At 41.2% G+C, this 13453-nt stretch carries 14 protein-coding genes and 1 pseudogene; 4 read left to right on the top strand and 11 right to left on the bottom strand.

Features of this window, described 5'->3' with window-relative positions:
• Positions 1-130: 130 nt before the first annotated feature.
• The 4 genes from UYI_RS0113395 to rpmI form a co-directional block, all read right to left on the bottom strand.
• On the bottom strand, positions 131-655 hold the full coding sequence (locus UYI_RS0113395) for a tetratricopeptide repeat protein (protein WP_026085938.1): 525 nt from the start codon (positions 653-655) through the stop codon (positions 131-133).
• A gap of 239 nt (positions 656-894) precedes the next feature.
• Positions 895-1773 (bottom strand): transporter substrate-binding domain-containing protein, encoded by an 879-nt coding sequence (locus UYI_RS0113390; RefSeq protein ID WP_026085937.1) that lies wholly within the window; start codon positions 1771-1773, stop codon positions 895-897.
• A 3-nt stretch (positions 1774-1776) separates the two neighbouring features.
• Positions 1777-2133 (bottom strand): 50S ribosomal protein L20, encoded by a 357-nt coding sequence (gene rplT, locus UYI_RS0113385; protein ID WP_016867166.1) that lies wholly within the window; start codon positions 2131-2133, stop codon positions 1777-1779.
• A 22-nt stretch (positions 2134-2155) separates the two neighbouring features.
• Positions 2156-2353, bottom strand: coding sequence for a 50S ribosomal protein L35 (rpmI, locus tag UYI_RS0113380; RefSeq protein ID WP_016867165.1), 198 nt, complete (start codon positions 2351-2353; stop codon positions 2156-2158).
• Positions 2354-2455: 102 nt separating this feature from the next.
• Here rpmI and UYI_RS32560 point away from each other — a divergent pair, with 102 nt between their 5' ends.
• Positions 2456-2716, top strand: a complete 261-nt coding sequence (locus UYI_RS32560) for a GrpB family protein (RefSeq protein ID WP_016867164.1) — start codon at positions 2456-2458, stop codon at positions 2714-2716.
• A gap of 213 nt (positions 2717-2929) precedes the next feature.
• Here the strand turns inward: UYI_RS32560 and UYI_RS0113370 are convergent, their stop codons facing one another.
• The 4 genes from UYI_RS0113370 to nblR all read right to left on the bottom strand — a co-directional run bounded on the left by UYI_RS0113370 (position 2930) and on the right by nblR (position 8355).
• On the bottom strand, positions 2930-5701 hold the full coding sequence (locus tag UYI_RS0113370; RefSeq protein WP_016867163.1) for a GAF domain-containing sensor histidine kinase: 2772 nt from the start codon (positions 5699-5701) through the stop codon (positions 2930-2932).
• Positions 5702-6348: 647 nt separating this feature from the next.
• Complete coding sequence (locus UYI_RS0113365) at positions 6349-6543, bottom strand: DUF2949 domain-containing protein (RefSeq protein WP_016867162.1); 195 nt, start codon at positions 6541-6543, stop codon at positions 6349-6351.
• A 506-nt stretch (positions 6544-7049) separates the two neighbouring features.
• Positions 7050-7595, bottom strand: coding sequence for a DUF192 domain-containing protein (locus UYI_RS0113360; RefSeq protein ID WP_026085936.1), 546 nt, complete (start codon positions 7593-7595; stop codon positions 7050-7052).
• Positions 7596-7668: 73 nt separating this feature from the next.
• Entirely contained in the window at positions 7669-8355 is a 687-nt protein-coding gene (gene nblR, locus UYI_RS0113355) for a response regulator transcription factor NblR (RefSeq protein WP_016867160.1), read from the bottom strand.
• 271 nt (positions 8356-8626) lie between these two features.
• Here nblR and UYI_RS35775 point away from each other — a divergent pair, with 271 nt between their 5' ends.
• A complete protein-coding gene (locus UYI_RS35775) occupies positions 8627-8773 on the top strand; it encodes a hypothetical protein (RefSeq protein WP_199332313.1) in 147 nt (48 codons plus the stop codon).
• On the opposite strand, the gene UYI_RS0113350 is transcribed toward UYI_RS35775, so the two are convergent.
• The 3 genes and pseudogenes from UYI_RS0113350 to petM all read right to left on the bottom strand — a co-directional run bounded on the left by UYI_RS0113350 (position 8751) and on the right by petM (position 11041).
• A complete protein-coding gene (locus UYI_RS0113350; RefSeq protein WP_016867159.1) occupies positions 8751-9668 on the bottom strand; it encodes an NAD(+) kinase in 918 nt (305 codons plus the stop codon). The two genes, UYI_RS35775 and UYI_RS0113350, sit on opposite strands and share 23 nt — an antisense overlap.
• 137 nt (positions 9669-9805) lie before the next feature.
• Positions 9806-10785 (bottom strand): annotated as a pseudogene (locus UYI_RS32555) (SDR family oxidoreductase).
• 148 nt (positions 10786-10933) lie between these two features.
• Positions 10934-11041 carry a cytochrome b6-f complex subunit PetM gene (gene petM / locus UYI_RS0113340; protein WP_016867158.1) on the bottom strand — a complete coding sequence of 36 codons (108 nt, stop codon included), beginning with the start codon at positions 11039-11041 and terminating at the stop codon, positions 10934-10936.
• A gap of 372 nt (positions 11042-11413) precedes the next feature.
• Here petM and pdxA point away from each other — a divergent pair, with 372 nt between their 5' ends.
• Together pdxA and UYI_RS0113330 are read left to right on the top strand one after the other, a co-directional pair.
• Positions 11414-12517 (top strand): 4-hydroxythreonine-4-phosphate dehydrogenase PdxA, encoded by a 1104-nt coding sequence (gene pdxA / locus UYI_RS0113335; RefSeq protein ID WP_016867157.1) that lies wholly within the window; start codon positions 11414-11416, stop codon positions 12515-12517.
• Positions 12518-12657: 140 nt separating this feature from the next.
• Entirely contained in the window at positions 12658-13170 is a 513-nt protein-coding gene (locus UYI_RS0113330; RefSeq protein WP_016867156.1) for a hypothetical protein, read from the top strand.
• Positions 13171-13453: the final 283 nt, after the last annotated feature.

Genomic DNA, 13453 nt, shown 5'->3' with positions numbered 1-13453 from the left:
ACCGAAATCGGAGAACGAATAACATAAGAGGCTCTACCTCCTCAATTTTCTTTGAGATAGAGCCTCCCTAAAATATTTCCGCGCTTAGCATGGTAACAACTATCACCAATAACCAACCCACGAACAAAAATTACACAGTTACCAAACGCCGTAAAGATTCAGCACGGCGTTTAGCAGTAGAGTTTTTCGGATCGTATTTGAGTGCTTCTTCGTAAGCTTGTAGCGCCTGAGCATTTAAATTTTTGCGCTCGTATGCATGAGCAAGATTATTTAATGCTGTGACATAATCTGGTTTGGTTTTCAGCGCTTCTTTGTATTGGCGAATTGCTAAATCATACTGTTCTTGGGCAAAGTAAGCGAAACCTAACCCGTTGTAAATCACAGCGATGTTTTCTTCTCCCTCTTCTTCTGCGGCTTTGAGAGCTTTTTGAAACAGAGTTACCGCTTGAGAATAGACTTTTTTCTCTGAATAGATACTAGCTAATTCGTAATACTCTTGAGTCGTTCCTTTTTCTTTTGAGAGCTTGTTTCGCAAGCGAGAAAAGTTTCTTTCTATTTTGCGATTCTTGAAAATTTGCGGAACAACATTGATAAAGGTGAATAAGAGAATACCCACCAAAATTGCGAGATAAATAACCGCTAAATTGCTATCCATTTTTAATTGTCCAGAGTCAAGTGTCAATTGTCCAGAGTCAAAGGTCAATCGTCCAGAGTCAATAGTTTTTTCCATTGACCAGAAGCATCCCAATTTTTCTAAACGCAAAACGACGTAGCTCGATTAACACTCTGTGTTCCTTTGCGTCAACCTGTGCGACCCTTTGCGTTTAAAAAAACTCAAACATTTGGGATGTTCCTCATTGACAATTGACCATTGACCATTGACCAATGACTATTTTACGGTAAACCCCAGTGTTGAGCGCGTTGCTGGAGCCAACCTGTTTCCAAATAACGCGCGATCGCTCCATTTACCCGACGTCGCAAATCATCATACTGCAATCCCTTGGGCATAACTACAGACAAAGGCTCAGTAGATAGCTTTACTGGCAGTAGCCGATACTGAGGATATTGTTGCACCCAACCACTAAGGACACTAGTATCGGCGGCAAAGGCTACTACTGTATTATTTTCTAAAAGCGATCGCCCCTCTTGATAAGAATTAACTCCTACCAAATCTCCATGTGGTAAATAATACCTAACGTCGGCTATGGTACTGGAGTTGTTGAGAACGGCTATTTTCTGTTTGTCTAAGTCGCCTAGCTTCTGTATAGAGGTATTTTTGGTAATTAATCTCGTGCCATCAAAGTAGTAAGGGATACTTAGGCTTACCAAGCGGGCGCGTGATTCGGTTGCTGTTACCCTAGCTATGGTGAGATCAACTTTGTTGTCTAATACTTGTGAGAGGCGATCACGATTAGCTACAGGTTGAAGTTTGACGGCGTTTTCTTTGCCAAGTAAGTCTGCTGCTAATTGTTGGGCTAAGTCAATCTCAAAACCTTGGAGATTGCCCTTTGTATCTGTAAATCCCAAGGGACGCAAATTATCTTTGACAGCTATATTTAAATAGCCCCGCCGCTGAATTTTTGTCAGTTCTGCGGCAGATGCTGATGATTGTGTACTTGTAATTACAAGCACAAATAACAGCAGAAAAAGAATTATTTTTTTACCGATAGTCCTAAAAATGTAATTGCAGGAGCTAAGTGTTTGGTGCTGGGTTTTTCTCCCCATCACCCTATCACCCCATCTCCCCATCATTACTTGTCTAGGACTACACATGGTTTAACTTTTAGCTTGGCTTGCCAACTCCGCCACTTTAGCAAAACCAGTTGGATCGAGGACAGCCATTTGTGCCAACATTTTGCGATTGAGTTGGATGTTAGCTTTTTTGAGATTACCAATAAACTGGCTGTAGCTCATGCCATGTTGACGAACAGCAGCATTGATACGGGTAATCCAGAGGCGACGGAAATCACGTTTGCGCTTTTTGCGATCGCGATAGGCACTCCGCAGCGCCTTCATCACTTGTTGATTAGCGGTTCTAAACAGGGTGGAGTGAGAACCACGAAAACCTTTGGCGAGTTTGAGAATTTTCTTGCGGCGTTTACGAGCAACGTTACCGCGTTTTACCCTTGTCATAGCTTAATTATTCCTGAACAAATTACAAATAGGGGAGCATCAAGCGCACGTTTTCGGCATCGCGCTCGTCAACAAGAACCATTTTGGAAAGCTTACGCTTTTTATTAGAGGTTTTGTGTTCGAGCTGGTGGTTTTTGAATGCCTTGCGACGTACGATTTTACCACTGCCAGTGGCGCGGAATCGTTTTGCCGCTGCTTTACGAGTTTTGAGTTTGGGCATGGGATGGCTATAATTCGACACAATCCATCATTATAAACTATGGAATTTGAAACTAACCGCTAAGGCGCGAAGAACGCGAAGAAATAATAAGGAGAAGTAAAGATGGATGAAGTGGTGACTGTTGAATACGATCCGCGATGGCAAATTATGTTTGCGGAAGAAGCGACACGTATTTGGCAAGTACTAGGCAGTGATTTGGTTGTTGAGATTGAGCATATTGGCAGTACCGCAATAACAGGACTTGCAGCCAAACCAGTGATTGATATTATGGTGGGAGTGCGTTCATTAGAGGATGCCAAACAGGCTATTCCTGTGTTAGAAGCGCTGGGCTATGTTCAAATTCATCTGTGTACTCTGCCTTAAGCCACTTGCGCGTCTACATCTGTGTTCATTTGTGTTCATCTGTGGTCGTAATAAAAATTTATTCTGAATTTTCAAGATATCTCTTGAAATATGAAACACGTTATTTTAAATAACAGTTGAGCGCGGACATTCCAGACAAAATATTGAGTACTACAACAATACATGGATGTTTAACAATTATCAGTTATTGCTCACTGTTCCCTGTTCCCTAATTTAACAACTAACATTCTGCCAAACCGGAATTTCAATACAAAATTCTGTTCCCTCTCCTTCTTTGGAAGCGCAAGACAAAATACCTTTGTGACTTTCAACAATAATTTGATAACTGATAGATAATCCTAAGCCTGAACCACTACCTACAGGTTTTGTAGTAAAGAAAGGATCAAATACTCGTGATTTGACTTTTTCACTTATCCCAGGCCCATTATCAGCAATTCGTACCCGTACATTATTAGCAACAAGTTCAGTGGAAATGCGAATAGTAGGTAATTGGTCTTTGGTATTTAGTATTTGATATTTGCAGCCTTCTTCCCGATTACTATCTTCTATGGCATCAATTGCATTATTCAAAATATTAAAAAAGACTTGATTTAGTTTACCCGGATAGCATTCAACAGCTGGTAATTTCCCATACTCTTTAATAATTTGAATTTGAGGATTGCGGTTTTTAGAATTAAGTCGGTGTTGTAATATTAATAGGGTGCTGTCGATGCCTTCGTGCAAATTGACACGTTTCATCTCGGCTTCATCAAGGCGTGAGAAGTTTCTTAAAGAAAGCACTATATCACTAATACGTTTCGCGCCCACTTGCATGGACTCTAAAATTTTGGGCAGATCCTTTACCAAAAAATCTAGATCTATTTCTTGCGATCGCTTGAAAATTTCTGCTCCTGGTTGAGGAGAATATTCTTGATATAAGTGTAATATCTCCAGGAGTTCAGATATGTATTGATTGGCATATACTAAATTGCCAGCAATAAAACTAATCGGATTATTGATTTCATGGGCAATACCAGCAATCATTTGCCCTAGAGAAGACATTTTTTCGCTCTGGACAAGTTGGGTTTGGGCTTTTTTCAAGTTTTCTAAAGATACTTGCAGGGCGCGTTGAGCAGCAGAACGTTCGGCAATTTCTACTAATAATTGCTGATTGGCATCTTTTAAAGCCTTTGTTCGCTTATCTACTTGAATTTCTAATTCATCCTTAGCCTGAGACAGCGATTTTTCTGCTAATGCTCTTTCTTGATGGAGAGCAACTGCTGCTGCTGCTGCTGCCAATAGATCCACTTCTAAGGAATCCCAGGGACGTGCTTCTTGACAATTATCAAAACCTATGAAACCCCAAAATTCGCTGTTCACCATTAGGGGCAAAACTAGAATGGAGAGAATATGGTGAGTAGTCAGTATACCTTGTTCGGGCTGGGGAAATTCACTAGCAAGACCTGCAACAATATCACCTCTTGCTAACAATTCAATCCAATGGGGAAAAATCTCTGGCAAGGGTAAATTTGGTAAGGCTGGATTATGAATACCGCCAGCACACCACACGCCACGTTGATAGGCAAACAACTCTCCTGAGTGATCTCGATAGTTCTCAAACAAGTAAACGCGACTAGCACCAGAAGCCTGCCCTAATGGTTCTAAAATATGTGTGTAACAACTCCCGTCTGTATCATCAGCTAATAATCGTCGTTGTACTTCTACTAGTATTGCTAAATAGCGTTCTCGCTTCGCCAAAGCGGCTTCAGTCTGTTTGCGCTCTGTGATGTCCATTAACAACCCATCCCAGAGAATGTCGCCATTTGCTAGTTTCTCTGGACGAGAAGCGCCAGAAAGCCACTTCAACTTACCACTAGGACTAATAAAACGTCCTTCCCACACCCAAGGTTGTAAAGTTTCGGCTGAGATGGCGATCGACTCATCTAAACTGTAGCGATCGTCAGGATGAATCTGTGATAGAACCAGTTCCGCATTTTGTTGTATCTGTTCTGGCTCTAATTCAAACATTTCCCAACAATAGGAACTGACGTAGGGAAAATTCACTGCACCGTCAGGATGCAAGACAAACTGATAAATCATCCCTGGCATGTGAGTTGTGAGTTTGTGAAACTTGGCTTCACTTTGCCGTAGCGCCTCCTGTGCTTTTTGACGCTGGCTAGCTTCCATTGCCAAGGTGACTAAATCAGCTACACAACCCCCAAAATTTTGTTCTTCAATAGTCCAATGGCGCACACCCCCGGTAAACTCATGGCAAACTACACCGATCATCTCCCCTTCTAACCAAATGGGTGCATCTAACATAGATGTGACGCCAATCGCAGGCAGATATGCTGTACCAAATTCATAGGTACGCGGATCGCTATAGGCATCATCTGCGGCAATAGTACGCTCTGTTTGTAAGGCTTGAAAGTATGCTGGATAGTTGACTGCTGCTAGTTCTGCACCACTGCTGTGACGGTTGGGGGTTTGTTCGTAGAGGTTAAGGCAATGAATTTTGGAGCGATCGCGATTGTACAGCCAGACGCTAACACGTTCTACCCCCAAGGTGCTAGCAGCAGTTTCTGTAATTTCATCTAAAGCATTATTCAAATCGCCTTGTGCCATAGTTTTACTCTTAGCCAGTGCTAACAAAACTTGATTTTGTTGCTCCAAGCGAGTATGAGTATGACGTAAACTCAGTTGACTGCTTTGTTGTTCAGGGAGAAGACTAAAAGTACAAATTGTTTGCTCTGTATGAGCTTGAGGTTGAGTATTTACCAGCAACCAAATGTAACTACCATTTTGGGGATGAGCAATACCTAACACTAAATTATCTTGTTGCGAAAGCAGTAGTTTTGGATTAGTAAATGCTGTTTCCCCTGCTTGCACAACTTGCCAATGATCACCAAAGGCAGTTATTCCCAAGAGTTCTTGTTCTGTGCGATGCAGCAACTTACAACCTAGCGCATTGCAAAAGAGAATTTCTGCATTTGCACCCAGTAACATGAAGCCAACTGGTATTTGCTGGACTAAAGAAGAAGGATTTAATGATAAAGACACAGGAATCAACAGACGTCAAGACACGTAGGCATTAATAGGGATTTTAATTGTACTTTTGTTCCTAGATCCTTTGAATTAAGGATAGATAGAAAAATACAAAAATATGCATATTTGTACAGTTTTACGAAGAAAAAGACTATATTAAGTATTTTTATTTTAATAATACATTCTTTATGACAAAGGAATAACCGAAAAAATACGGTGATCGATAACATTAAAATCAAAAAATATAAAATTGTAAATATATTGAAGCAAAGCAATTATCAGACGGTCGGTATTTTATCTTACAAACAAATTAGTATCAAAATTTTTATATTTTCTTCTGTGAAAAGAGCAAAGCTTTTCAACAGTTTTTACCCTTGCATAAGTACATTCTTTCAGTCACGGGGATTTTCACCAAGAACAACCAACAACCAACCCACAACAAAATTATTAAGTAATTTAAAGAGCGGGCTGAATTCTCAACCCGCTCTTGTAACTTGTTATAAGTGAAACAGTATAAATTACTCAGGCTAGTTTTCCTTTTGGCGAGCCTTCGTAAAAGGCAAATTTCATGCCACATATTTTATTCTCCTGAATGAGCTACTCCTAATCTATGCCGCAGTCTCAAGCCAGTCGTAGATTTGTTCCAACTGTTCGAGAGTTATCAACCCATACTGCCAAAGAATCATTGGCAAAGGACCAGGATCTTGCTTACTGTGACGAAGCGCAACATTGATAGAGGCAGCAGAAATTGCCAAATCCTCTTGTAAAAAACGAATTAGTTGTGTGTAGTTAGATGGTAGCATTTTTAGTTCACCCCCTTACATATTGTGTATGCTTGCCCCTGAGACTACTGCTGTTCAGTAGGTTATATAAAGTTTTTGGTAAATCACTAAGTTTACACAATCAACAGCATAAGTACTGTTTGTGTATATAGTGTTTTTGAATCAAAGCACCGTTGAAGTTACTAATTGTAGCGCTACTTTCACCTTTAAATATCCAGTAGCTGACTTAGCTAAATCGGATTTATCCTTTTTACCTCAGTTGCTTAGCTAAATACACCTGTAGTGAGAAGGATTCCTTAGCTAAATAATCCCTTATTGGCGAATCTTTACACGTACGCCAAAAGATAGATTTTAGTTACAGAATGCTAAAACATAGGCCCCAGCTTGAAGACGTCGGGGTCTATCTATTTGAGACTGTAGTAAATCTTAACGTCAATATTAAATTTTTTACCAGGTAATTAACTATTTTTTTATCAAAAATTTTTCAAGTCTTATTTTATAAGGTTTTTAACATCACGATTAATTTTTTATCTACGCAAATTCCCGGTCTGCAAGAAATCAATTTTGACGCGACTTCCTTCCTTTATCCCCAGTTCCTCGGCTTGTCCAGAACGCAGTTCAATGACCTGATCGACTTGGGTTTTAGGGCCATAGGTAGGACAGGGGTCAGCTTTGCAAGGTGGAGCAGTAGTGACCATCTGCACAACGCCTTTTCGCAGAAAAACCATATCTAAAGGTACAGGCACGTTTTTCATCCAAAAGCCGACTGCCATTGGTCTAGGAAATTGAAACAACATCCCTCGATTTGGGCTTAAAGCAGGTCGATACATTAACCCCATAGCCTGTTGTTCTGGAGTTTGTGCCACTTCCAGATCGATTATAGTGCCATTGGGAACAACAGCCCGAGCAGAAATAGGTAACTGCTGACCCTTATTTGTATCAAGTGATAATTGTTCAGTTTTTACTGGTTGAATTTGAGAACTAGGTGTATCAGTAGAAGATTTTGCTGGTGTGGGAATTGAACAGCCTATTAGCAGCACACCTAATACGATAGAAAGGATTGTTTTAGTCATTGGGGATTTGGGCATTGGGCATTAAGTCAACAATCAGTTATGGAATCTGATAACTGATAACTGATAACTGAATCTAAGATTCTCTCAACACATAACCAACACCACGCACTGTTTGAATCAGGCGCTTTTGTCCTTCGTCTTCTATTTTCAAGCGTAGGTAACGAATATATACTTCTATCACATTTGATTCACCCATGAAGTCGTAACCCCAAACATTTTCCAAAATCTGTTCACGAGTTAGTACTTCGCGGGGATGTTCCATGAGATATTTAAGTAATTCAAATTCTTTCATCGTTAGGTCGATCGCCCGTCCATTATAGATAGCGCGGCGGGTGGCGATGTCTAAAACTAAATCGGCAAAACGTAATTGTTCTGTGGTGTCTACATCAGGTTTTAAGTAGAGGCGGATTAAATTTAAAAAATCCTCGGAACGGTAGGGTTTAAGAAAGTAATCATCTGCTCCTGCTTCTAAGCAAGCTACGCGATCATCGACTGTATCTCGTGCCATTAAGACCAACACAGGCGATCGCACTCCGGTAGTTCTCAGATTTTTACACAAAGAGAGTCCAGATTCTCCTGCTAGCATCCGGTCGATCACAACCAAAGCTGGTTGGCGATCGCGGCTTTGTTGCAAACCGTTTACCCCATCATGAGCCACAACAGAATCATAACCAGATTCTTTTAAATCAAAAGCGATCTGATTAGCCAGACTCTCATCGCTTTCAATCACCAAAACACAGGGGTTGTGAGCAAGCGTCATATGAATTTTAGACTTTAGATTTTAGACTTTAGATTTGTACAAATGTTCTAACGAACGCTTGTACATTCAGATATAAGCGTAATTTACAATTTTTTAGTGATAAATAATATCCTAAAGTTGACACGCTATCTCAAATGTTTTAGCACGTCAAACTATAGGTTTAGCAATAAAATACTCTACATGCAGAAAATTTAATCTCTTATTTAAGATTTGGGTGATGGGTAATTGGTTGTTGGTCAAGGGTCAATGGTTAGTAGTTAGTAGTTAGTGGTTGGTGGTTGGTTGTTGGTTGTTGGTTGTTGGTTGTTGGTTGTTATTCCCATACTCCCCATCACCCCATCACCCCATCACCCCATCACCCCATCACCTCATCTCCCTTGTCCCCGATCCCCTAATTATGGCAACTCCACTGATGTAGGTTTAGCAATATGTGGCAAACCCCAACCGAGTTTTTCTCTTAAAACCCGGAAGAATTCTGGCGGTTGCAGGCGAATAAATTTAGCACAATATTGCGATCGCTCTACATTGACGCGATCGTCCGGCAAAACATAACACCCGCCATTGCCATCAACTACCATCACCAATCGAGGAGTATTGACTGGGTAAATATTGACTGGTTCTGTATCGGGAAACACCAATGCTCTTGATGCCAAGGAATGGGGACAAATAGGCACTAACTGTAATGCTGGCACACCTGGAGTTACAACCGGGCCACCCGCGCTCAACGAATAAGCAGTAGAACCTGTCGGTGTAGAAATAATTACACCATCAGCGGCAATATCAACTGGCGCGTGACGACCCACTGCAATTTCAAAATGGCACATCGAGGTTAGTGGTTCTCGATGTAGCACCATTTCATTCAAGCAGAGGGCTTCCCACTGTATTGAGTCTCCCCGAAACACTTTAACAGTGAGCATTGCTCGCTCTTCAACTTCGTACTTATCCGCCATTAGTTGCTCTACTGCTTGGGGCAGTTGATTGAGGTAAGTTTCGGTCAAAAATCCCATGTGACCTGTATTTACAGTCAGCATGGGGATACCACAATGAGCAACTAAACGAGATGCTGCCAAAACTGTGCCATCTCCCCCTAGCACGATCGCAAATTTTGTTTCCGAGTCAAAACCAGGAGGTGTTAAACCCTCAATAGGTGTGTGGCATATAGGACTCTCAGGGGTAGAGTAACCCAACATACCACCGATACCAGTTGTGATGCAGACATCCCAACCGTGGGCGGTGAACTTTTCTTTAAGTTCGATAGCAACGCGACCTGCTATCGGTTTAACGTCGTTGTAGATAATGCCTACTTTCGGCACACTCAAATATCCAATCTTTAGGCGCTGCTCTTTATTATGTTAATCGTGACACATTTTAGTCAATTTAGTCATTAGTCATTAGTTGTTTGTTGTTTGTGGTTTGTTGCAACCAACCACTAACCACCAACCACCAACCACTAACTATTAACTTTTTTAAAAGGAGTCTTTTTCTCTTTTTTCTTTTATTTTTTTCGTAGTCTAGCTCTTTCAGCTTCTTGAGAATGCGATTGAAGTACTCTTGCAAGTAGCTTTCGAGGGTTGTGGTGTCTTTGGCATCAAAGTCAAAGACTTGGTATACTTCCTCCATCGGAGCATTGAGAGGTTTGCCACTCGCCAGTACTTCTGTAAATGCCAGCCTATCTGCTACATTCCATCCCCACTGGAAGAACCGCAGCATTTTGCGGACTGTACGTAGTAAATTAATTGGCATCCGTGTTACTCTAGCTTCTCTGCCTGATAGGCGTTCGCATAAGCTAATTATTTCTTCTGCACTCCAAGCACGAGTACCTACAACCGGGAAAGTCCGCTTTTCGGTTTCTGGTACACTCAATGCCCGAATTGCAAATTTAGCTATGTCTTGAGTATCCATGTAGGCAATGGGCGAAGATTCACCCGTTACCCAAACTGGCTGATTTTCTAAAATAGGGATGCCATATTGACCAATCAAGCCTTGCATGAAACCAGCTAGTTGCAAGATGGTGTAGTTTAAGCCCGATTCTGCCAAATAAATTTCTGTACACCGCTTAATTTCCATCAGTGGTACTTCTGGGTATTTATCGGCATCCAGTATGGAAAAGAATATAAAACGCTCTATACCTGCTGCTAAACACGCTTGAATTAAGGATACCTTGCCCTCCCAGTCCACTTGTTTAATACTTAAGGAATCGGTAGGACGAGATGTAGCCGCATCTATGACTGCGGTAACACCTTCTAATGCAGTTGTTAATGTCTGGGGGTAGCACAGGTCTCCCGGTACAAGTTCCGCACCCCATTCTTTGAGAAATGCGGCTTTCTTAGCACTCCGGACAAGACAACGTACTTTATACCCCTCATCAATGGCACGACGGGCCACTTGTCTTCCCAAGGTGCCAGTGGCACCGACTATTAATAACGTCATGAGGGTTATTTGCGAAACTTAAACTTTTATGAATAAAATCTTAACAGAATCGCACTAACAAACAAAAGTTTACATTCTTTTTAACATGGTGACACGAGCGAGAGACTACAGCAAAGCCTCTCGGTCTCAAAGCTTTTCAGAGCAAAAATTACTCTTCTTCTGCGCCCTGAACTTTTAGTAACAAAGTACCTAAAGCCCAACCTACAAAAATTAAGCCAAAGGATAGTAGAGCTGCATTAAACATTTCGCCGCCCATTTGTTGTAGTTCTCCTTTACGAATTGTTGAATTAAGTTAAGTCTACCAGAGCCTTTTAGAACTGCTGTTAGGATTAAACTAATATGAAGTATTGTGACACAGATTCTCACATCATTTTAGATTTTGGATTGGAAATGGGTTTGGTGCGTCTGAGTTTGGTCAATCCATCTGTCAGATTCTTCTTTAAAATCGGTTTCAGATTAACCTATTAAAGATTAAGCAGAGTAATTGATTGTAAGGTTTGAATTTATTCTTTTCCCGATCCCCTATCCCTGATCCCCTTTCCCGCAACAGTAGTGGACACTTAAGATTATCGCATCCAGGCACTTTTAATTAAGGAAAGTTACAAGCTGTGTTGAGAAAATCGCTCATATGTCTCAGTCTCAATCCCATCAAAACAACCTCATATCACTACCGCAGGATCGTCCACGCCTAGCGCTTACTTTAGGAGATCCAGCCGGAATTGGACCAGAAGTAATTTTAAAAGCTTTGGCAGACCCAGAAATAAGTAAGAATTTTGATGTGACGGTTGTAGGTAGCCAAGATTTACTTTTGGAAAATTACACCAAAGTTCTCGTTAGTGGGAATTTAGTACCTTTAGCTAATCCAGAAAACTTGTCAATTCTAGATGTAGCGTTAGAGGAACAAATTAAAAGCGAAATTTTGATTGGGATAGGTAATGCGGCTAGTGGTGCAGCCAGTTTTGCCTATTTGGAACGTGCGATCGCCTACACTCAAAAAGGTGAATTTGATGCGATAGTTACTGCCCCGATTGCCAAATCAGCTTGGAAAGCAGCAGGATACGATTATCCAGGGCAAACAGAACTCCTAGCTGAAAAATCAGGTACAGACAGATATGGCATGTTGTTTGTAGCGCGATCACCCCACACTGATTGGACGCTACGATGTTTACTTGTCACTACACATATACCTTTATGTCAAGTACCAGAAGTATTGACACCAGAATTACTGACAAAAAAACTTGATTTGCTGGTGGAGTGTTTAGAGAAAGACTTTGGTCTTGATAGTGGCAAAATTGCGATCGCAGGTTTGAATCCCCACAGCGGTGAACAGGGACAACTCGGGCGTGAAGAACAAAATACTATTATTCCTTGGTTAGAGCAAGAACGTCAAAAACGTCCGCAATGGCATCTAGATGGCCCAATTCCACCCGACACCATGTGGGTTGATCCAGGTAAAGCCTGGTACAGTGGCGTTGATTCAACCAAAGCCGCAGAAGCTTACCTGGCACTGTACCATGATCAAGGTTTAATTCCGGTCAAATTAATGGCATTTGACCGCGCCGTCAATACATCTATAGGTCTACCTTTTATTCGTACCTCCCCAGATCACGGTACAGCATTTAATATTGCTGGTCAGGGAATTGCCGATGCAACCAGTATGAAAGCAGCAATTAAGTTAGCAGGCGAACTGGCGAGGGTGAGAGTGCAAAGAAGAGGTGGGGAGATGGGGTGATGGGGAGTGTGGGGAGTGTGGGGAGTAGTGAACAACTACTAACTACTAACAACCAACCAATAACCAAACCAATGACCATTGACAATTGACCATTGACAATTGACTATTAACTGTGATGTTTTTAGCAATCACAATCAACGATGAATAATAACAAACTTCGTAACATACTCATCGGTACTGGAATTGCCGCTATTGGTGCTATTGGAACTAAAGCCGCAGTAGATTATTTTCGCAACCGTGGTAAGGAAGAAGTTGTTGATGAAAGTCAGGGTGACGCTGTTACTACATCTCCCCAAGAAGTTGCTTATGCAACTGTAGAAACTAACTCTGTGCAAGATTTTCTAGATAAAAGTTTTGGTGAACCAGGACGTTATATCCCCAATCGTCCACCCAAGATATTTGATTATCAAGGTAATCAATATATGGTCATTTGGGCATACGACAATAAACAGCAAAAAAATCAAATGTTGGCTTTTCTCTACACTGATCAAGGTCGGAAGATGATCGCCAGTGTTGGGTATACTAATCAGAAAACTGACTACAATCTCAATTTAGATAGCACACCTTTTGCTGTAGAAGTGAATGGTCAACAATTGCGTTCTGGTCAGTCAGAAACTGGTGGAACGAATGATGTTGATTTTGTGTTGGCTTAAGATTTTTTGAATTGAATTTTTTTGGTTAAGGTGGTTGAAAAGCCACCTTTTTTATTTTTTATGACTAAATTTGAGTCTGGCACTATCTTCATGCTTCCCCTCTTATGACTCTATCAATTTGTTTTTCTCGTTCTGCCCGTACCTCAGCAACAGGATCGCCTTAATACATTCCGTGTGTTCCCTGGTATTCTCTCAGGTTGCCAAGAGAAACTGTAACATTAACTCTGTTTGAAGAGTAGCGATCGCAAACATTAACTACACCTTTACATCAGGCTGTAGCATT

The organism is Fischerella muscicola PCC 7414 (assembly GCF_000317205.1).
GTDB classification, from domain to species: Bacteria; Cyanobacteriota; Cyanobacteriia; order Cyanobacteriales; family Nostocaceae; genus Fischerella; species Fischerella muscicola.
The sequence above is the reverse complement of the archived record's forward strand: the minus strand, read 5'-3'. Positions and strand labels throughout refer to the sequence as shown.

Coding starts and splice junctions, on each gene's coding strand:
- UYI_RS0113395 (WP_026085938.1), bottom strand. CDS start 655: ATGGATAGCAATTTAGCGGTTATTTATCTCGCAATTTTGGTGGGTATT.
- UYI_RS0113390 (WP_026085937.1), bottom strand. CDS start 1,773: ATGTGTAGTCCTAGACAAGTAATGATGGGGAGATGGGGTGATAGGGTG.
- rplT (WP_016867166.1), bottom strand. CDS start 2,133: ATGACAAGGGTAAAACGCGGTAACGTTGCTCGTAAACGCCGCAAGAAA.
- rpmI (WP_016867165.1), bottom strand. CDS start 2,353: ATGCCCAAACTCAAAACTCGTAAAGCAGCGGCAAAACGATTCCGCGCC.
- UYI_RS32560 (WP_016867164.1), top strand. CDS start 2,456: ATGGATGAAGTGGTGACTGTTGAATACGATCCGCGATGGCAAATTATG.
- UYI_RS0113370 (WP_016867163.1), bottom strand. CDS start 5,701: ATGTTACTGGGTGCAAATGCAGAAATTCTCTTTTGCAATGCGCTAGGT.
- UYI_RS0113365 (WP_016867162.1), bottom strand. CDS start 6,543: ATGCTACCATCTAACTACACACAACTAATTCGTTTTTTACAAGAGGAT.
- UYI_RS0113360 (WP_026085936.1), bottom strand. CDS start 7,595: ATGACTAAAACAATCCTTTCTATCGTATTAGGTGTGCTGCTAATAGGC.
- nblR (WP_016867160.1), bottom strand. CDS start 8,355: ATGACGCTTGCTCACAACCCCTGTGTTTTGGTGATTGAAAGCGATGAG.
- petM (WP_016867158.1), bottom strand. CDS start 11,041: ATGGGCGGCGAAATGTTTAATGCAGCTCTACTATCCTTTGGCTTAATT.
- pdxA (WP_016867157.1), top strand. CDS start 11,414: ATGTCTCAGTCTCAATCCCATCAAAACAACCTCATATCACTACCGCAG.
- UYI_RS0113330 (WP_016867156.1), top strand. CDS start 12,658: ATGAATAATAACAAACTTCGTAACATACTCATCGGTACTGGAATTGCC.